Source organism: Bacteroides sp. 214 (assembly GCF_010501015.1).
In the GTDB taxonomy this organism is placed as follows: Bacteria; Bacteroidota; Bacteroidia; order Bacteroidales; family Bacteroidaceae; genus Bacteroides.
Genome location: NZ_QVML01000018.1, coordinates 42734 through 60930 on the forward strand (window position 1 = coordinate 42734; position 18197 = coordinate 60930).

The 18197-nt window shown below is 37.8% G+C and carries 17 protein-coding genes; 3 read left to right on the forward strand and 14 right to left on the reverse strand.

The window, feature by feature from the left end:
* Nucleotides 1-205: 205 nt before the first annotated feature.
* The 8 genes from cas2 to cas6 form a co-directional block, all read right to left on the reverse strand.
* Nucleotides 206-469: a CRISPR-associated endonuclease Cas2 gene (gene cas2, locus D0T50_RS11855; RefSeq protein ID WP_163223745.1), complete on the reverse strand. Its 264-nt coding sequence runs from the start codon at nt 467-469 to the stop codon at nt 206-208.
* 2 nt (nt 470-471) lie between these two features.
* A complete protein-coding gene (gene cas1b, locus D0T50_RS11860; RefSeq protein ID WP_163223746.1) occupies nt 472-1488 on the reverse strand; it encodes a type I-B CRISPR-associated endonuclease Cas1b in 1017 nt (338 codons plus the stop codon).
* Nucleotides 1485-1997 carry a CRISPR-associated protein Cas4 gene (cas4, locus tag D0T50_RS11865; protein WP_163223747.1) on the reverse strand — a complete coding sequence of 171 codons (513 nt, stop codon included), beginning with the start codon at nt 1995-1997 and terminating at the stop codon, nt 1485-1487. Before cas4 ends, cas1b begins: the two co-directional genes overlap by 4 nt.
* 5 nt (nt 1998-2002) lie before the next feature.
* Complete coding sequence (gene cas3, locus D0T50_RS11870; protein ID WP_163223748.1) at nt 2003-4255, reverse strand: CRISPR-associated helicase Cas3'; 2253 nt, start codon at nt 4253-4255, stop codon at nt 2003-2005.
* Complete coding sequence (cas5b, locus tag D0T50_RS11875) at nt 4248-4922, reverse strand: type I-B CRISPR-associated protein Cas5b (protein WP_163223749.1); 675 nt, start codon at nt 4920-4922, stop codon at nt 4248-4250. The genes cas3 and cas5b overlap by 8 nt, the downstream gene beginning before the upstream one ends.
* 1 nt (nt 4923) lies before the next feature.
* Nucleotides 4924-5979, reverse strand: coding sequence for a type I-B CRISPR-associated protein Cas7/Cst2/DevR (gene cas7i / locus D0T50_RS11880; protein WP_163223750.1), 1056 nt, complete (start codon nt 5977-5979; stop codon nt 4924-4926).
* A 14-nt stretch (nt 5980-5993) separates the two neighbouring features.
* Nucleotides 5994-7415: a type I-B CRISPR-associated protein Cas8b1/Cst1 gene (gene cas8a1, locus D0T50_RS11885; RefSeq protein WP_203558236.1), complete on the reverse strand. Its 1422-nt coding sequence runs from the start codon at nt 7413-7415 to the stop codon at nt 5994-5996.
* Nucleotides 7416-7652: 237 nt separating this feature from the next.
* Nucleotides 7653-8318: a CRISPR-associated endoribonuclease Cas6 gene (cas6, locus tag D0T50_RS11890; RefSeq protein ID WP_163223751.1), complete on the reverse strand. Its 666-nt coding sequence runs from the start codon at nt 8316-8318 to the stop codon at nt 7653-7655.
* Nucleotides 8319-8553: 235 nt separating this feature from the next.
* On the opposite strand from cas6, the gene D0T50_RS11895 reads away from it, so the two are divergent.
* Nucleotides 8554-9078 carry a hypothetical protein gene (locus tag D0T50_RS11895; RefSeq protein WP_163223752.1) on the forward strand — a complete coding sequence of 175 codons (525 nt, stop codon included), beginning with the start codon at nt 8554-8556 and terminating at the stop codon, nt 9076-9078.
* A 70-nt stretch (nt 9079-9148) separates the two neighbouring features.
* On the forward strand, nt 9149-9757 hold the full coding sequence (locus D0T50_RS11900; protein WP_163223753.1) for a thiamine phosphate synthase: 609 nt from the start codon (nt 9149-9151) through the stop codon (nt 9755-9757).
* A gap of 14 nt (nt 9758-9771) precedes the next feature.
* Here D0T50_RS11900 and nhaA read toward each other — a convergent pair whose 3' ends face one another.
* From nhaA to D0T50_RS11925, 5 genes are all read right to left on the reverse strand, one after another.
* Nucleotides 9772-11088, reverse strand: a complete 1317-nt coding sequence (nhaA, locus tag D0T50_RS11905; RefSeq protein ID WP_239058263.1) for a Na+/H+ antiporter NhaA — start codon at nt 11086-11088, stop codon at nt 9772-9774.
* Between the two features lie 32 nt (nt 11089-11120).
* A complete protein-coding gene (lepA, locus tag D0T50_RS11910) occupies nt 11121-12902 on the reverse strand; it encodes a translation elongation factor 4 (RefSeq protein WP_163223754.1) in 1782 nt (593 codons plus the stop codon).
* A 229-nt stretch (nt 12903-13131) separates the two neighbouring features.
* Entirely contained in the window at nt 13132-14484 is a 1353-nt protein-coding gene (locus D0T50_RS11915) for a glycoside hydrolase family 105 protein (protein WP_239058264.1), read from the reverse strand.
* Between the two features lie 210 nt (nt 14485-14694).
* Entirely contained in the window at nt 14695-14895 is a 201-nt protein-coding gene (locus D0T50_RS11920) for a winged helix-turn-helix domain-containing protein (protein ID WP_163223755.1), read from the reverse strand.
* Nucleotides 14896-15037: 142 nt separating this feature from the next.
* Nucleotides 15038-15496, reverse strand: coding sequence for a C-GCAxxG-C-C family protein (locus tag D0T50_RS11925; RefSeq protein WP_163223756.1), 459 nt, complete (start codon nt 15494-15496; stop codon nt 15038-15040).
* Nucleotides 15497-15628: 132 nt separating this feature from the next.
* Between D0T50_RS11925 and D0T50_RS11930 the strand changes: the two genes are divergently transcribed.
* Nucleotides 15629-16306, forward strand: a complete 678-nt coding sequence (locus tag D0T50_RS11930) for a murein L,D-transpeptidase catalytic domain family protein (RefSeq protein WP_163223757.1) — start codon at nt 15629-15631, stop codon at nt 16304-16306.
* Nucleotides 16307-16327: 21 nt separating this feature from the next.
* On the opposite strand, the gene D0T50_RS11935 is transcribed toward D0T50_RS11930, so the two are convergent.
* Nucleotides 16328-17821, reverse strand: coding sequence for an IMP dehydrogenase (locus D0T50_RS11935; protein ID WP_163223758.1), 1494 nt, complete (start codon nt 17819-17821; stop codon nt 16328-16330).
* Nucleotides 17822-18197: the final 376 nt, after the last annotated feature.

Genomic DNA, 18197 nt, shown 5'->3' on the forward strand with positions numbered 1-18197 from the left:
TTCCATATTTTTCACTTTGATAATCAGTTACTTATTTGCAAAACAGAGGGTGTTTTTATTCAAAAAATCTGTCGACCCATAATAACAATAAATCTCTAGAAGATCGACATTACATCTAACAAATTGATAATCAATACGTCAAAGACCACTTTGTAATCCACAACAATCCTCAATCAGTTTTATAGCATGGATCGACAAACACAACCTATAGAAAAACATCAATATTACTTCGTTCTTTTCCTATGATTTCCTTGTCGACCCAATTCTGCTGACGACCTTTGAAGATAATGATACTATCCTCATTCTCTTTCATAAAACCTTTAGCCAAAGATACAAGTTCTTTTAAACGAACTTCTGAAATTTCTCCCTCAAATACTGAATTTTGTATCCAATTAAGGTACTTGCGACATAATTTGAGCATTTTGGCTACCCGTTTCTCGCCAAAATCATAAACTAAAACAACATACATAATTACCAATACATTTTAAGAGGTTTATATTCTTCAATGTTCAATAAATGCTTTGATAATTTGTAGCATTCCAATTTCACCAAATGACGGTAGCTAACACTACGGTTCAATGTTTTGTGTTTGATTGTTTCAGTTAGTTTATCCTCAATAGCTTTCACGAAGATTTTTTTGCCCGATTCGTTTAATAAGCACCTATTGAGCTTCTTGTCGAAGTGCTTTTCTTGAATTTCCTTCTTGTTAAGCACTTTAAAGATGGCTTTATCAATAATAATAGGCTTAAATATTTCTGCCACGTCTAAGGCTAAAGAATATCGTCTTTCGCCCGGGGTATGAAGAAAACTGATTGTAGGATTTAGCTGAGTTTGGTGAATAGCCCTTAAGCAAACTGTGTAGCAAATCATATTACCAAATGAAATTAAAGCATTTACCTCGTTCTGAGGAGGCTGTTTGGTGCGAACACCCATAGTAAACTCTCCCAGAATAAGGTTAAATGCCTGATAATAATTTTGCCTTATCAATCCCTCTATTCCCATGAGTTCGTCAACAGCTGTGGTTTCGGATATTTTAGATGCATATTCTTTAATGATATTTATTATATCCTCCATATCCTTGCCACGCCTGTTATAATATTGAAGATTTTTAATCATATTGTGCGCAGCAGCCTCTATGAATTTCTGTGCAATAACCATTCGTTTCTTTTTGTTTTGATAGAAGGAAGTTTGCGCTAACAGCATTCTTCCCGAAAGAAGCGAATCTTTAGGCATGAAAGAACCGGTGTAGTTTTCGTAATAATCGAAGAAATGAACCGCTATATCTTTCTGACCGAGAAAGTTGAATAAAGCACTATTAGCTCGCAAAGAGCCAAAGACGTAAAACTCGCTGATATCTTCGACCGGTAAATAACGGGGTTGTCCATCTCTTTCTCTACCATCTCCATCCTCCGAAACCGGAGTGAATTTAAGTGTATTGTCTTTTCTCTCCAACACACCCGGATTAAACAAATAAAATGTCTTCTTCATGATTCTTCCTCTCCACTATAACAAAAATCAAAATAACTGCAGTTTCTGCAAATCTTAGTCTTCTCAATTGGTGGACAGGTATCCGATTCTCCAATGGATTCAATCTCTTTTTCCATCTTCTGAATGGATTCCCTGTCTATGCTGCTTAAGATAATCGTTTCCTTTTTTCGTAACAACGGATATTCTAAGATGCCCGATACTCCTGTTATTCCATTGCGTTCGAATACATATATGTAGTATTTTAACTGCCATTCGTGAGCTGCCTCAATTTTATTGGACTTCTTAATTTCATGAATGATTTTGTTTTTGGTATCATAGAAATCAACCTTGATACCATCCAGCTCAATCTCTTCATATTTATACGAACGCTGTTGATAACTATTTTCATGAATCAACTTACCCTCATAAACAAGGTCTGAAGTATGCTCCATGTTGATGTTGTTTATAAACAACCATAGTTTTCGTTTACAAACAAACAGATAGTTGAAGTGAGTACCGGTGATGCGCATATTATTTATAATTGATTATCTGAATCTGTTTCTTTAAACATATTCATTTGAAGTCCTAATTCCTCACTATAGACACGTTTTATAATCCAGACGGATTTATCATATAGGTCTTTAGATTTGTTTGATTCAAAACAAAATCTTTGCTTATAAATTTCATTAGTACTTCTAAGACTGGCAAAACGTCCTTTTCTAATAGAGACCAACAATCCCTCAGCTCTAACATATTGATTTTCAATTAGAAGATTTTGATATTCATCAATCAATTCAACTGGTAACACTTTTATTCCATCAAACCGTTTATAAAATTCCTCTTCTTGTTCAGGATACTCACTAAATGGAACTAAACTTTTTTGAGTGAAGTACTCTAGTAAATCTAAAGTTTGATTGTACTCTTCTCTGTCGCCTTTCAGCCAATCAGGATAAACAAAGTCCATCATTTCTTGTAATTTGGCCTCTTTTACAAATCCATCTTCTTCTTGAATGCAACGATTAAGTATTTCTATTGTGTTTTGAACTATTTCTTCTTTATAAATGTATTTATCATTTTCACTCCTTTCTACAAACACATAGCAGGGTGAAATACCCTTTTTTCTTCTTCGGTTTACTCTTCCAAAACGTTGAATCAAAGCATCAAGCGGAGCTGGTTCTGTGTAAATAATATCATAATCAATATCAAGACTTACCTCAATAGCCTGAGTGCCTACAAGCAATTTTACAGAATCTCCCTTTAATTCTCTTTCTTTTTTTACGCGATCTCTATTATTAAACCGTCCATGCAATAATACTTTGTTAGTACAATCCAGTTCATTGTAAACAATCTGTGCTTGCTCTACTGTATTGCATACAATCAAGACTTTTTCTTTTCCAATATCTAATACTCTTTGTATACACTTTAATGAATCAGATAAAAGTCCGGGTAACATAAATACTTGATGTCGCATAAATTCATTATACAAAGCTGTGTCAGCCTGAATGAATTCATGGTTTCCTAAAGCCGCCTCTAGTTCTTTATGCAAATATTGCGGCAAGGTAGCTGTCATGACTAGAACATGTACGTGAAGTTTCTGAATGGCAAACTTTAATAAGGCCACAATCTGCGCGAAAACATTGGGTTCGTAAGCATGGATTTCGTCAAAGATAAAATAAGCACCTGCCCACTCGAATAATCCTTTCTCATAGCCTTTTAATCCGAATAAATGTTTTAGTAGTTGAAAAGGAGTGACTATTTTTACGGGAGTTACTAACGTTTTGAAATCTTCGTTCAAAGTAACTCCTTCAATACTAGAATCTTCCGACATCTTTGCGTCAAGATATTGAGTAACTTTCCCATGTAGCATACCTACTTTGTTGTCGTATACTTCACGATTAAGGCGCTCGTACATTGCATTAATAGAAGCAGTAAATGGCAATACATAAAATACTCGACCTTGCCCCCGATTCTTTATCTCATTTTCTACCCACAGGAAGGCTGCTTCTGTTTTACCCGAACCTGTGGGACTTTTAAGAATAATGTTTCCTGCTGTTTCTGATGCTCTTTTCTGATGAAAATGTGGTGGAAATTTATGTGTAAAACTAAAATCCCCTTCATTGAGTTGTTTGAGTTTAGTGATGCCTGCTGAGGCTAAATGATCGCATTGTTTCAATGCGCCAATAAGCAACAGGTACTCAACAGAAATATTGCTGCTCTTAAATATTACTTTGCTTTTCAATTGATTTATAAAAGTATGAATATTGAGATTGGAATCTTCATCTTGAAATTTGATTTCATATTCGCCAAGTATTTCACTGATTATTCTTTTGTCTATTTGATTTAATTCTTCCCGGAAGTTGGTTTTACAATCAGTTAAAATATCAAGAAGAAAATCGTCTTCATTCTTATAATCATACTCTATTCGTGAGTATAATTCATCGAAAGATTTATGATGACACAAAATTACAGGTAGAATATATATTTTTTCTTTCTCAGTTAAATTTATGCAACTCGCAAGTATGACCGAGAAGATTTCATGTCGCTGACCATTCCACTTATTATGTAAATTCTTTAGCATCCGTTGAAATTCCCGATGTGCTTTTCCTGTATCATGTAGTATAATGCAATTTTTCAGTGAGTTCCAAAAAAAATCCCTATCCACCAAAGGTAAGTTTGGAATACACCTTCTTAGCTGCTCATAAATACATAAACAGTCACAAATATGTTGAGTAAGCGAAATTTCAGGTTCTGATTTTGCCAGAACCTGAAATTTATTTGTATTATTCATTAGGCACAGTTATCTGATGAAAGTAAATATCAATTTCATCTCCTTCAACCGAATCAGCATAAATTTTCATTTGAGGATCCCTAACAGGATTATGACATGAAATAACACTATAAGGTTCCACCAATAAAGGTTTTCGCGGAATAGTATTACTAAAATACGCAGGTAGAGCTTGCAATGTACCCGGCAATAGGTGCTTTTTGATAGGGATTACCTGTCCGGCAATGTGTGTCGCATCTTCTTTTTCTGTCAATTCAACTATCTCAATAGACTCTATACTAGCCAAGTCACTACTCCGCCCTAAAGTTAGTTGGTAATGCGGATTCCGAAAATAGCCTGCTATTTGTTCGTCTTTTATGTAAATATAGAGCTGACAATCATAAAGAAACTCTCGTCGAATAACATTGGATTTAACCTGATTTTTCGGAACTCCTTTACTGTCGTTTTCTATTTGATAAATAGTTTCTAAGTCTACCGATTTTGCTTGATAGGTGAAATAATAACCTATCATAAAAGAATGATGCATTAAATACTTACCCGAACACGCATTGATAAGCCCCAATACAGTAGATATGGGAGGGACTTCTAGCGTTGGTTGAAATCCGGAAATAATATTCGGATATCTAAAGCTTGAGGTCCACGAACTTATCTTAATTCGGAACACTTCCATCTTAACTTAATTGAGTTTGAACTTGTGCACAATAAGCATCAATCATTTCATTAACGGCTCCATATATAACTAAGCCTTCATATTCATTAGCTAATGCTTTCAAGCTATCAGAATGGTCGTCCATAAAGCCAGTGCGTTTGCCTATGAAAACTTTGCCAATAAAAGTATCTCTATACTCATTAAGCACCTCTCTGATTCCTTCTATATCAAGGCAAGCCACATCATCTCGGTCTCCTTTAGATTTTGCAACATGGCTAAAAGGATGATTGCCGGTATTGGTGGTAGCCAAAATAATAAATTTAGGAGTAACATCTCCCATATTATTGGTTTGCATGGCCCCCCCAGAAATATATTTCAATGCTTGAATGGTATCAATGATTCTTTTTTCACGAACCTCCTTAGGCAGTCGAATCAGCTTTTGTTTTTCTACAAAAGGATCCTCTATTTCTATAGCCCCTTTTGAAATGGCTTCTTCGCGAAGTTTTTGCGATAGGTTCATGTAACCCGTTCTATTATAATTAGAGAATGTGCCTACCATATTTGCATCTAAGCTAAACATTCCTTTCATAATAGCGCTATACTCCTGTTTGAAGTACGGAACGGCCTCTCCTTCTTGGCGCGACATGCTCGACCAATTTTCTACCGGAAATGTTGATGCAACCGAAACTATGGCCGAGTTTTTAAGCGGTGAAGTTCTGGTAACGGTAATGTTCATGCTCTTCTCTTTGCCTTTTTCATCTTTTATTTTTTCGGTTGCAGCGCGCATATAGCCAAACATGTCATCATCGGCAAATTCAATAGGGTTGGCGTTGGTAAATGCAATTTTAGCCTCACGAGTTATAGGTGAAAGTTTCCATGCTTGATTTTTCTGTAAGGCTTCTCGCCACCAATATCTCCATGCCTGTCCCGATACATATACATACCTTCTCCCATTCTTAATAATGGTTTTTGTGGCTACTCCGTTATCATTAAGCGTATTAGTGCTTTTCCCTGCGTTGTTAAGTGCCACAACGTCTACGTCCAGAAGGACAAATCCTTGTACTACCATGTTTTCCATGTCTAATTGTTTTTTTATTCGGTTTCTTCAGTTATTAATTCTTCTTTTTCGATTTTTATTTTTCGTTCATGTATTTTCTGAAAAATAGCTATCAATAAAACATCCCTGGTTTCTTGCCAAGAGCTTGAATCGGGGAATAGGTATTCGGTATAATCTTCTACAGTTAGAAGGATACCTTCATTTTCTTTAGAATACTTTATTACAATGTCATTAATAATAAACCTTCTCAGTAGATACGAGCTTTTGGCATTGTTTAAGGCTTTAATAGACTTCACTACACCTTGCTCATCATTGGCATTAAGAATAAATTCCGCCATCTCCTGAATTTTAGCAATTGTTTCCTTTTTCATGTTACGTATATATTGTTGATAGATTTCTACAATATTGAAATTAAGTTTATTTTCCACACTCCAATACATGAAGCTTCTTAGTATTGACCGATCTTCAATTAGTTTATCGTAGATGGGGTTACTCCAATTCTGGTAATCAGATTCTTCTATAAAGCCTTTTCCCCCTTTTTGCTCCCATTCATATCTCCGTGTTTCTTTTTGGTATTGAGCTTTTTTATATTCACTACTTCTATAATGTGAATTAACAAAATCAGCCCAATCTTTTTTTAGCGAAGAGGTTTGCATTGCTCTATGAAAATCGAAGACTTTGGCTGGTACTTGATAAATTGAGACTTCAGGACTTGCCCCAAAATTAGTGAAATGATAAAGGGTCATCGAGTTGTTTGAATGAACGCGAATCACCTGTCCAAGTTCCTTTTTGGTGTCAAGAACTATTTTCTCGACAAATCGGAATAGAGCTGTCCCTGGCGATTTGCAAGGCGACCTTAATATGCCTTCAGATGCACCTTTGGCAATTGCATCTAAATTCAAATTACAGTTTGTTTGAGCAAAGAACTCTGTTATTTCCTGATTATTACTGTGTATCAAAGCAATTTTTCCTAATAGGTAGACACAACCCAACGGAACAAAATGAAATCGAATGATAGCCTCTTTTGAAAGCATGATTCCACCGTCAAAAGTATGATGGAAATTCACGAATGTACTTGAACCAGAAAGAATGGAGTTGTCTCTTCCTGCTGCAAATAATAAGGTTTCCTGTCCTGTAATCCTGCAAAAGCCTTTATCATTTTTCTCTGTGCCATTAAGTAGTGCCGCGAAATATTTCTGCGTTTCTTCAATCTTCTTTTGCGCATTAAATGCAGGCTGAGTTACTTTGGAATTCAGAAAGAAAGGGTTGATTTTTGCTTTCCACTTATCAACGTAGATTTTTGTAACATACTCAATCAATCCAAGAATATCTTTATCCGGGAATCTTTGATGCAACGTTTTAATGACGTAGCCACCTATGTCAGAAAACGGGTCACCGGTGGGGTGGGTGAACCATGTGTTTAATTCAGGCATTATATTATCTTTTTTAGTTTGCATACTGTTTATTTATTTGCTGCAAATATAGTTATCCAAGTAAAGTATTACATGTTATTAGTATGCGTTTTAAAGTTTTTTAATATAGATATATCTTTTGGAGTATTCTTTGTATCTTTGGGCGATTTCGAGAGGAGTTGGAATTGAAATAGTAAAGTACTCCATGTTAATCGCACCATCTTCTTGAAATTAACTTCTGGTTATGGGAACCGGAAGTTGCTGTTTCCAACAGGAATTCTTTTACTTCAAACTCCCAAACCCACTCCCCGTGCAATTTCCCAGTCCCACCTGCCATGCAAAAAGCTTCGTCTCCGGCTTCCCTTTTATAATCACCGGGCAGTAATTGGCAATATTCCCGATTCCGTGAATATTTACCTTCTTTGTTTTTCGTTTGTGGTAAGACAAATCAAAGGCTATTTCCAGGGTATCGTCTTGCTCCAGGCCTGCTTCCTTCATTTTATGTAGCAGAGTTTCTTTCATTAGGGCATTGGATTCTTCGTCATTGAAAGTATAGTGTTTTTCAAAATCTTCAGTTATGTTCCTTTTTATAAGTATAGGACTGGCCAGTTGAAATACCTCTTGGTTGGTAAAGTCGGGGTTTTCTTGGATGAATACCTCTTTTACTTTCATTCCACCAAACACTTCGGGATGTTTTAATATAGTGTCTATAATCTTTTTCAAGTAGGTGTCATCATAAAAAGAGATGAACCATTCTGAACCTTTATTAAAAGAAAGACCTTCTTTGCCTTTGCCTTCCCCATTCATAAGCCATGAATATGAGTACAAGGATATAAGGTCGTGTAAATTGTTTTCTCCCAACCATTTGTGTAACACACCAATAAGACGTTGTTGGTAATCGTAGGGTACAATCCCGATGCTTGGAGTAGTTTTAATGTGTATTCTCATAATAGTTTAATAATTACTCATTAGTATTTATATATAAATTGTTATCATTTATTGTGTAAATATAAACAATAAATGTAAAAAACACCAATGAAAGATTTTTTATTTGGCTTTATTCATTATCTCTACCTAGAAAGCTGGTTTTCTAATAACAGAAGAACACATACAATAAAAACCACCAAAATCATCTTGAACATCGAATTATTTTGTTTATTTGCATCATTAATTATAAGAGGCTATGAACAAAACCATCCTTCTTCGTAAACAATTATCCGAACCGCTCGGAAGAAAATTCCTAGACAAAATAATTGAATCAGCAATCAAAAATCCCGATGAAGTAGAAATCCTCTACCAACTCACACAAGATAGCGAAGAAAAAGTTTCGTGGAGGGCTGCTTGGGCGTGCGACCATCTCTCACGAATACATCCTGAATGGTTTACACCCAAAGCAGATGATATCGAAAAACGGCTATTTGCTTGTACGCACAGTGGAGTTAGACGTCTTTGGCTATCTATTATCCGCAATATCCCAGTAAAAGAACCTATCTCTATTCCGTTATTAAACTACTGTTTAGTGCGCATGTTTTCTCCCAATGAAAGCATTGCCGCACAATCTTTATACATAAAAATAGCTTATATATTGTGTATAAAAGAGCCTGAACTGCTACCCGAACTACGTATCTATCTGGAAAATGAGAATCTAAACAACCATGCAAGTGCCGTAAAAGCTTGTGCCAGAATTGTCTTAAAGAAACTATCATAACATAATTTCACTTTAAAGATATGCCAACCAACCGCCAAATGAGTACCTTTGTTTTATATAGGGAAGCCAAATGAAATTAATTGTAACAACAAGTCCGACTTTCTTTGTAGAAGAAGATAAGATTATTACAGTTCTTTTTGAAGAGGGGTTGGATATTCTTCATCTCAGAAAACCTGAAACATCGGCGATGTTCTCGGAAAGACTGCTTACGCTTATTCCCGAAAAATACCATAAGCGAATTGTTACACACGAACACTTCTACCTCAAAGAAGAATTTCATTTAATGGGTATTCATCTCAATGCGCGAAACCCAAAAGAACCATATGATTACGCCGGCCATGTAAGTTGCTCCTGCCGTTCGCTCGAAGAATTGGCACGAAAGAAACACTTTTATGATTATGTATTTCTGAAGCCTGTATATGATATTGACTCCGACGGCAGAAATTTTGGAAGGTATACTCCCGAAGAATTGCGTGAAGCTGTAAAAAAGGATGTTATTGATACAGAGGTTATGGCCTTCGGTGGCGTTACTGTAGATAATTTATTGGAAATAAAAGATTTTGGATTTGGTGGTGCCGTAATTATGGAGGACTTGTGGGATAAATTTGACTTCTGTTGCGACCGTGATTATGTGAAACTAATCGACCATTTCAAAGAATTAAAGAAAATGGCCGATTAACAACTGTTGTCTTGTTATTGTTTCTTAGATAATACGTAGTGTAACACTGTATAACCCAATATACCCGCTATTACAGAACCTGTTAAGACTCCAAATTTAGCTTGATTAAGGAACTCCGGATTTGTATTGCCAAACGAAAGATTCGCAATAAAGAGTGAAACCGTAAAGCCAATACCTCCTAATAGCGATACTCCAGCAAGATTCTTCCAATTCATGCCAATGGGCATAGGTACCAATTTTGATTTAATAGCCATCCAGGTAAAGCTAAATATTCCGATAAACTTACCAATTATAAGCCCTGCTGCTATACTAATAGCTACTGGTCCTATTAGTTCTCCCTCACCGCCACCTAACACAACACCGGCATTAGCAAAGGCAAATAATGGAAGTACTAAGAAAGCAACCATGCCATGCAAGTTGTCTTCCAGAGATTGAAGCGTACTTATGACTCTGTCCGAAGCCGACTCCACACGCTTTAATTTTGCTATTTGTTGATTGGTAAGCACAATACTTTCATCATTCATGGTAGGGAAAGTATTAATTACGCGACGGATACGCTCGATATACTTTCCACTATTCAGTCGCGGACGAGCTGGAATTACAAACGCTAATATCACACCTGCGATTGTACTATGTATACCCGCTTGTAAAAACAAGTACCATGCAATAACGCCACCCAATACAAAAAGCATCTTTGGAACAACCCTACTACGTCCCAAGAAATATAATACGGCAAAAATCAATGCTGCCCAAAGTAGATAGGAAACGGCAATGTGATTACTATAGAATATAGCGATAACCAATATGCCGCCAATATCATCTACAACAGCAAAAGCAGTCAGGAATACCTTCAAACAAAGTGGAACGCGTTGTCCTAGTAAACTTAACACACCCAGTGAAAAGGCTATATCCGTTGCCATCGGAATAGCTAGCCCCTCACTTCCCGGTGTGCCGGGCGTACAAATCAAAGAGTAAATTAATACCGGAACAATCATCCCACCACAAGCAGCTATAAATGGTAAGGATGCCTTACGGAACGAGGATAACTCACCTACAAGTAGTTCGCGTTTTATTTCAAGCCCTACTGAGAAGAAGAAAACAGCCATTAACCCATCGTTTATAAACTCAAACACAGTGAGCGGATGGCCACCGTGCGAAAATAGGTTAAACTCTCCTATCTGCAACGCCATCTCCAGAGCTAGGAAATCGTGATAATAGTGAGCAAGTGGTGAATTCGCTAATACGGCAGCGAGTAATGCTGCTAAGAAAAGTAAAACACTACCCATTATATTCATGGTGGTTAAACGTCTTCGCGGACTTAGAAATGCCATATTATTTCTTTTTTAGTTATGAGATTTTATTTTTAATCAAGCTTCAACACTGCAAGGAAAGCTTTTTGCGGAACTTCCACATTACCTATTTGCTTCATACGCTTCTTTCCCTTTTTTTGTTTTTCGAGTAGCTTCCGCTTACGACTAATATCACCACCATAGCATTTTGCTGTTACGTCTTTTCGTACAGCTTTAATTGTTTCGCGAGATATGATTTTAGAGCCAATCGCAGCCTGAATCGCTATATCAAATTGCTGTCTTGGTATCAGCTCTTTGAGCTTTTCGCACATACGGCGACCAAAGTCGTATGCATTGTCTATATGTGTTAATGTAGAAAGTGCATCCACCGGTTCGCCATTCAATAAGATATCCAACTTAATAAGCTTTGATGGACGGAATCCTTCCATGTGATAATCAAACGAAGCATACCCTTTTGAAATACTTTTAAGCTTATCATAGAAATCGATTACAATTTCGCCAAGTGGCATGCTGTAATATATTTCTACGCGATTGCCCGATATGTATTCTTGTTTCAGTAACTCACCGCGTTTTCCTAAGCATAGGGTCATTATTGGTCCGATATAATCAGTAGCAGTAATGACAGATGCTTTAATATAAGGTTCTTCAATATGATCAATAAGCGTTGCATCGGGCATTCCACCGGGGTTGTGTATCTCGGTCATTTCTCCGTGCTTATCATATATTTGGTAGGATACGTTAGGAACGGTAGTGATTACATTCATGTCAAACTCACGATCCAAACGTTCTTGTATAATTTCCATATGCAGCAGTCCTAAGAATCCGCAACGGAAACCAAAGCCCAATGCAAGTGAACTTTCTGGTTGGAAAGTTAACGAAGCATCATTCAATTTAAGTTTTTCCAAGGAAGAGCGAAGGTTCTCATAGTCTTCGGCCTCAATAGGATAAACACCTGCAAACACCATGGGTTTAACCTCTTCAAAACCAGAAATAGCCTCTTTGGCTGGTCGTGAAATATGCGTAATGGTATCACCCACTTTTACCTCTTTCGAAGTTTTGATTCCCGAAATAATATAACCCACATCTCCTGCGCGTAGTTCCTTCTTGGGCATCATTTGCATTTTCAACACCCCTATTTCATCCGCGTCGTACTCCTTGCCTGTATTAATAAACTTCACTTTATCGCCTGTGCGTATCACACCATTTACTATCTTAAAGTAAGCAATTATCCCTCGGAAAGAGTTGAAGACTGAGTCAAATATTAATGCTTGAAGTGGTTCTTCTTCATCTCCTTTGGGTTGTGGTACTCGCTCAATAACAGCAGCCAGAATCTCCTCAATACCCATTCCTGTTTTGCCAGAAGCGCGAATAATTTCTTCGCGTTTGCAACCCAACAGCTCAATGATTTCATCCTCGACCTCTTCGGGCATGGAGTTTATCATGTCGCACTTGTTTACAATAGGGATGATTTCGAGATCGTGCTCGATGGCCATGTATAAATTAGAAATCGTTTGCGCCTGTACCCCTTGTGTGGAATCTACGATAAGCAATGCGCCCTCACAGGCGGCAATAGAACGAGAAACTTCGTACGAGAAGTCCACATGTCCCGGAGTGTCAATTAAATTTAGAATATACTTCTCTCCATTATAAGTATATTCCATTTGAATGGCGTGACTTTTAATAGTAATTCCCCGCTCTTTCTCCAAATCCATATCATCCAACATTTGCCCACCAGTAACCTGAATGGTCTTTGTAAACTCTAACAAACGGTCGGCCAGTGTTGATTTTCCGTGGTCAATATGGGCAATAATGCAAAAGTTACGTATATTCTTCATCCAATTTTATATTATAGGGTGCAAAGATAGTGTTTTTTTCAAAAAAGTGGCTATAAACAAAAAAGCGACCTTATTGTAAGTCGCTTTTTTGTTTGTGTATACAGAGATGTAATAAGCTGTTGTAGGTCTTCACCTTCACATATCGCTGTAAGTAAATGGTTATGAGTAAGTTGTCTGTGAAGACCCCCTCTTTTATCCTTCACAGGGTCTTCACAGAGATCTTTTGCAATTATTTACTCCTTCTTTCATACTCTACTGACGCCATGATGAAGGTTCCGATAGCCTTTCCTTCATTCTCAACAACAGTAATATCCTTACCGCAGAGGTAGTAGTTAATGGTACCTGTACGCGAAAGATTTTTGGCTGGTCCTAAACCTGCTGAAGCGCAACTTTGTACAATGTGCGTTCCTGTTTCATTTTCACGAATAAAGGTGTTCAATAAGCCTTTATAAGCCTTTTCGGCAACAGGTTCGTAGATGGTTTTGTCGAGTAATCCAAGTCTGATACCTTTAAGATAAGCATAAGTAAAGATGCACGAACAAGAAGCTTCTAAATAGTTAGAAGCTGTGCCTACGTTGTAAGTTTCGCCATTTATAATATCTCCTTTTCCATCGGCTGCCACAGTAGCATCGTATTGTAGAAGTTGATACCACGCACCTGACTCTTGATCTTGCCAACGTTTCAATCCGGCGGCTACTTCATTATAGATGGCCAACACAGCTTCATAATCGGCATGATCTTTCGGCATAAACTCTAAAACATCAACCAGTGCAGCAAAATACCATCCCATACCGCGACCCCAAAACTCTTTGCTTGCTCCCAAGAAAGGCTCGGTTTGATTTGCCCAAAAAGAATTTTCATCTTTCGGATTCGCCGACCATGCATGATAGTTCAATTGTTTTTCGGCATTATAGGTATAATGGTGAAGAGTTTTGAACTGCAGCGCTATATCACTCCAGCTTTCTACGTTGTCTGCCTCATCTTCTTTGCCAAAAGCATTTTGCCAATCGGCATAAGTTGTCGAACCCATGTAAAGGCCATCCAACCACATTTGATTAGGGTAACTGGCTTTGTGATAAAAACCACCTGTACCGGGTAATCCTTCAGCAATGCGCGCATGATTGTATTTAAGTGTATTACGAATTAAATTTGCCGCTGTTTTATAACGTTCGGCATCTTTCGTATTACCTCTCTTCATCTCCTCTTTATATAAGGTGAAGTAAATACGTCCGGCAGGAAGGTCATCAATATTATCTTTCCGAAGGGCGGTTTCACCTTTAGTGTTTAATATCATAGTTCCGTCTTCGTTAGTACTAAAGTCGGCAAACGCCTTCACAGCGTCGTAATACTCTGTTTTTTCAGGATACAGAGTCCATGCTTGTAATACAGAATTGGCAACAAGTCCGGAAACATAATCCCATCCGGTAGTACCCAACTCTGCCTGATGGTGTCTGTTGCAATAGAAATCGACAAGTCCGTGCGATTCAACCATCTTTTGCGACCATGTTAGCGCTTCTTCTTTTTGGGTCGAGCTACATGCCCAAACAAAAAAAGGAACGGTCAGTAATAGTAATTTTCTCATGTTTTGATTAAATAAAGTGATACTTCCGACAAAGATAAGAAGCTGTTTTGAATTTCCACAGAATAATTACTATAAGATGATTTCGCTTTTTCTTTAATAGCACTAATAAAAGAACGAGCTAATTCAAAACAGCTTCTAAAAAAAAGCGCGTTGATAGCAATGTTACATTGCACCAACGCGCTTTTTTTGTTTCCAAAGATTCTGTTTAGGTTAGGCTAACTTTATGAAAAGTTCTCCTTCTACTTCGCTAACAGTTACCTTATCTTCTCTTAGCAACCAACCAAGACCAAGATATAAGTCTTTTTCAGCTGAAACTTTAGTAGCTTTCTTCAGTTGCTTTGCTGTCAATCCTTCTGTCTCGTTAAGAGCCACCCAGATTTTGCCTGCAATTTCGCCTGCTTTTTCTTTCATTTCCGTTTAAAGGTTTTTGTTTGACATATTGGTCTGCATATAGAATTATTCATTACAGACCTTTCGGCTGCAAAGATAGATGTTTTATGTTATATAACATATTTACAGCAAGTTATTTCATTAAAGAAGTATAAAAAAGAGATTAATTCCTCCTTTTCGACAAGAAATCTATCCATATTCTAGCCGATTCAATAACAATTTCTTTGCAAGGTCTTTTTTTGTAACACGGCTTAACTCCTGTTTCTGTTGAGGCATTTATTGACACTTCTTCGGGCAAGGAACGCAAATCGCCACAGCTAAGTGCACCGTTTCGGGCTATGAATTCGTCCGCCAAATCTTGAACGACCATATAATTTTCCGCCTTACCTTTTTTATCATTAGCGATTGTTGTGCCTGTTTCTAATCCGGCAAGGATAAACATGCCACATGCCGCACCGCAAGTTTTTCGCATCTGACCAATACCTCCGCCAAAGGAAGCCGACATTCGTAAGGCTTGTTCCTCGCTGAAACCATACATATCAGCAAAGGCAGCGGTAACTGCTTGCGAACAATTATAGCCGCTTTCATACAGTTCGGCAGCTCTTTCTACTCGTTTCTCCATATTTGTCGTTTTATAAAATCTCCAAAAGTACTAATAGAATTTAAGAATCTGACACTAAACACCTAAATAATACGTATTTAACTTTTTCGTATACAGATTATTTTTACTTTTGTCGCAACTAATGATGATTTTATGATGCGAAGATTCTTGCTATTTTTAGTTTTATTGCTGCTAATCCATACCAACCGGCAGATGATTAATGGGTCGGAAGTGTTGACTATTTCCAACGAAACGTCAGAGATACAAGCCTTATTTACAGAAATGAACTTGACGGGAGTAGTCAATTATACTGCTTTTGAACAAGCCATGATTGGTTACAAAAAGATTTGTGAAAAGAAAAAAGAGATTCTTACCTTAATAGATTTCAGTAAACCTTCTTCCGAAGAGAGGCTCTATGTATTTGATGTAAAACAAAAAAAAGTACTCTACACATCCATTGTTTCGCATGGACGAAACAGCGGAAGCTTGTATGCAACATCTTTTTCCAATAAAAGCGGTTCATTTAAGAGTTCGTTAGGGTTTTACCTGACAATGAATACATATAACGGGAAGAATGGGTACTCATTAGTACTGGAAGGTCTTGAAAAAGGAATTAATGACAAAGCACGCGAACGGGCCATAGTGATGCACGGTGCGTCCTATTCCGATCCTTCGGTTATATCTTCATCGGGAAGACTTGGCAGAAGTTTGGGTTGCCCCGCGTTGCCTCTAAAAGTTTGCAAGAAGATTATTAATGAAATAAAGGACGGAAGCCTGCTTTACATATACGCTGATAACAACGACTATCTAACACAGAGTTCCATCCTTTAGGAAATTTATATACGTCAAAAGCTATCCTTTATCTTTAAGAATTACATCGTGTGCCCCACCCTCTACAATACTTGTGGATGATACCAATGTAACCTTTGCGTGATTTTGTAATTGTTTTATCGCAATGGCTCCACAGCTACACATGGTTGCCTTTATCTTCCCAAGTGTCAGGTTAAGATTATCTTTCATCTTACCTGCATAAGGTACATAGCTATCTACTCCTTCTTCGAACTTAAGGTTCTCCGTGCCACCCATATCATAACGTTGCCAGTTTTGTGCGCGGTTGGAACCTTCACCCCAATATTCCTTTACGTAGCTATTGCCAATCTTCAGTAGTTGCGTGGGCGATTCGTCAAAGCGGGCGAAGTAACGTCCCATCATCAGGAAGTCGGCACCCATAGCCAGCGCAAGCACCATGTGATAATCGTGTACCAAACCTCCGTCACTACAAATAGGAATGTATTTTCCGGTCTTTGCAAGGTGCTCGGCACGCGCTTTGGCAACATCAATAAGAGCAGTGGCTTGTCCGCGACCAATACCTTTTTGTTCGCGGGTTATACAGATAGAGCCACCGCCAATACCTACTTTTATAAAATCGGCTCCGGCTGCTACAAGGTAGTCAAAGCCTTCTTTATCCACCACATTGCCTGCGCCAACAAGAACTTTTCCTTGATAGGTTTTCTTTATCCAGTGTAGAGTTTCCTGTTGCCATTCGGAGTAGCCATCGGAAGAGTCAATGCAAAGCACATCTACCCCTGCTTCGACCAATGCAGGAACACGCTCTTTGTAATCGCGCGTATTGATACCTGCTCCTACAAGCAGTTTTTTATCCGCGCCCGATAGCTCATTAGGGTTCTCTTTGTGGCTATCGTAATCTTTGCGAAAAACAAAATAAAGCAGTCGTTGCTCCTTATCTATAACAGGAAGTGTATTTAACTTATGTTGCCAAATAATTTCATTGGCTTCGGATAGTGTGATGCCTGCTTCGCCTACAACAAGCTGTGCGAATGGGGTCATAAAATCTTTGACGAGCTTCGTCGAAGCATCTTTATCCAAACGATAGTCGCGACTGGTAACAATACCAAGGAGTTTGCCATTTGCCGTACCATCTTCTGTAATGCCTATAGTAGAATGTCCGGTTCTCTTTACAAGTGCTTCTACATCCGCAAGGGTATGCTGAGGAGTAAGGTTGGAATCACTCACAACAAACCCGGCTTTGAATTTCTTTACTTTACGTACCATTTCGGCTTGCGAAGCAATAGGTTGCGAGCCAAAAATAAACGAAAGCCCTCCGTTACGCGCCAATTCAATGGCAAGGTCGGGACCCGAAACAGATTGCATAATTGCCGATACAAGAGGAATATTCAACTCAATAGCAGGCTTCTCTCCTTTTGTATGCTTTACCAGCGGAGTACGCAAGGATACATTAGAGGGAACACATTCTTTGGTGGTTAAACCGGGAATAAGCAGATATTCGCCGAAAGTTCTGGATACATCAGGTAAATAATTTGCCATAATAGTTTTAATAGTGTATGAGTAATGCACACAAAATTAAGAAAAAAACGAGAAAAAGAAAGAAAGAGGAAGTGCTTTCTTCTTTCTATAGAAGAAACTAGTTGAAGTTCAGCTTTTACCACTGCGAAGCAAGAGCTTTTCCACTGCTTTGTTGTTGTTATAACACTGCATTGTTGTCACTTTGAAAGTAGCCTATTTATCTCTTCACATATGTGATGATATATCTTCACCCATGTGATGATATCTCTTCACAATTGTGACGATATATCATCACAGTTGTGAAGTGACTTATACTGAAAGTGGTTGTCAGTTTTTACTGCTTGTTACTAAAAAGGTTGTCGCAATATATCTTTTCATTCTAAAAAGGTTGTCATTC

Excerpts from the sequence above, each read along its gene's own strand:
- cas2 (WP_163223745.1), bottom strand. The coding sequence starts at position 469 with ATGTATGTTGTTTTAGTTTATGATTTTGGCGAGAAACGGGTAGCCAAA.
- cas1b (WP_163223746.1), bottom strand. The coding sequence starts at position 1,488 with ATGAAGAAGACATTTTATTTGTTTAATCCGGGTGTGTTGGAGAGAAAA.
- cas4 (WP_163223747.1), bottom strand. The coding sequence starts at position 1,997 with ATGCGCATCACCGGTACTCACTTCAACTATCTGTTTGTTTGTAAACGA.
- cas3 (WP_163223748.1), bottom strand. The coding sequence starts at position 4,255 with ATGAATAATACAAATAAATTTCAGGTTCTGGCAAAATCAGAACCTGAA.
- cas5b (WP_163223749.1), bottom strand. The coding sequence starts at position 4,922 with ATGGAAGTGTTCCGAATTAAGATAAGTTCGTGGACCTCAAGCTTTAGA.
- cas7i (WP_163223750.1), bottom strand. The coding sequence starts at position 5,979 with ATGGAAAACATGGTAGTACAAGGATTTGTCCTTCTGGACGTAGACGTT.
- cas8a1 (WP_203558236.1), bottom strand. The coding sequence starts at position 7,415 with ATGCAAACTAAAAAAGATAATATAATGCCTGAATTAAACACATGGTTC.
- cas6 (WP_163223751.1), bottom strand. The coding sequence starts at position 8,318 with ATGAGAATACACATTAAAACTACTCCAAGCATCGGGATTGTACCCTAC.
- D0T50_RS11895 (WP_163223752.1), top strand. The coding sequence starts at position 8,554 with ATGAACAAAACCATCCTTCTTCGTAAACAATTATCCGAACCGCTCGGA.
- D0T50_RS11900 (WP_163223753.1), top strand. The coding sequence starts at position 9,149 with ATGAAATTAATTGTAACAACAAGTCCGACTTTCTTTGTAGAAGAAGAT.
- nhaA (WP_239058263.1), bottom strand. The coding sequence starts at position 11,088 with ATGGCATTTCTAAGTCCGCGAAGACGTTTAACCACCATGAATATAATG.
- lepA (WP_163223754.1), bottom strand. The coding sequence starts at position 12,902 with ATGAAGAATATACGTAACTTTTGCATTATTGCCCATATTGACCACGGA.
- D0T50_RS11915 (WP_239058264.1), bottom strand. The coding sequence starts at position 14,484 with ATGAGAAAATTACTATTACTGACCGTTCCTTTTTTTGTTTGGGCATGT.
- D0T50_RS11920 (WP_163223755.1), bottom strand. The coding sequence starts at position 14,895 with ATGAAAGAAAAAGCAGGCGAAATTGCAGGCAAAATCTGGGTGGCTCTT.
- D0T50_RS11925 (WP_163223756.1), bottom strand. The coding sequence starts at position 15,496 with ATGGAGAAACGAGTAGAAAGAGCTGCCGAACTGTATGAAAGCGGCTAT.
- D0T50_RS11930 (WP_163223757.1), top strand. The coding sequence starts at position 15,629 with ATGATGCGAAGATTCTTGCTATTTTTAGTTTTATTGCTGCTAATCCAT.
- D0T50_RS11935 (WP_163223758.1), bottom strand. The coding sequence starts at position 17,821 with ATGGCAAATTATTTACCTGATGTATCCAGAACTTTCGGCGAATATCTG.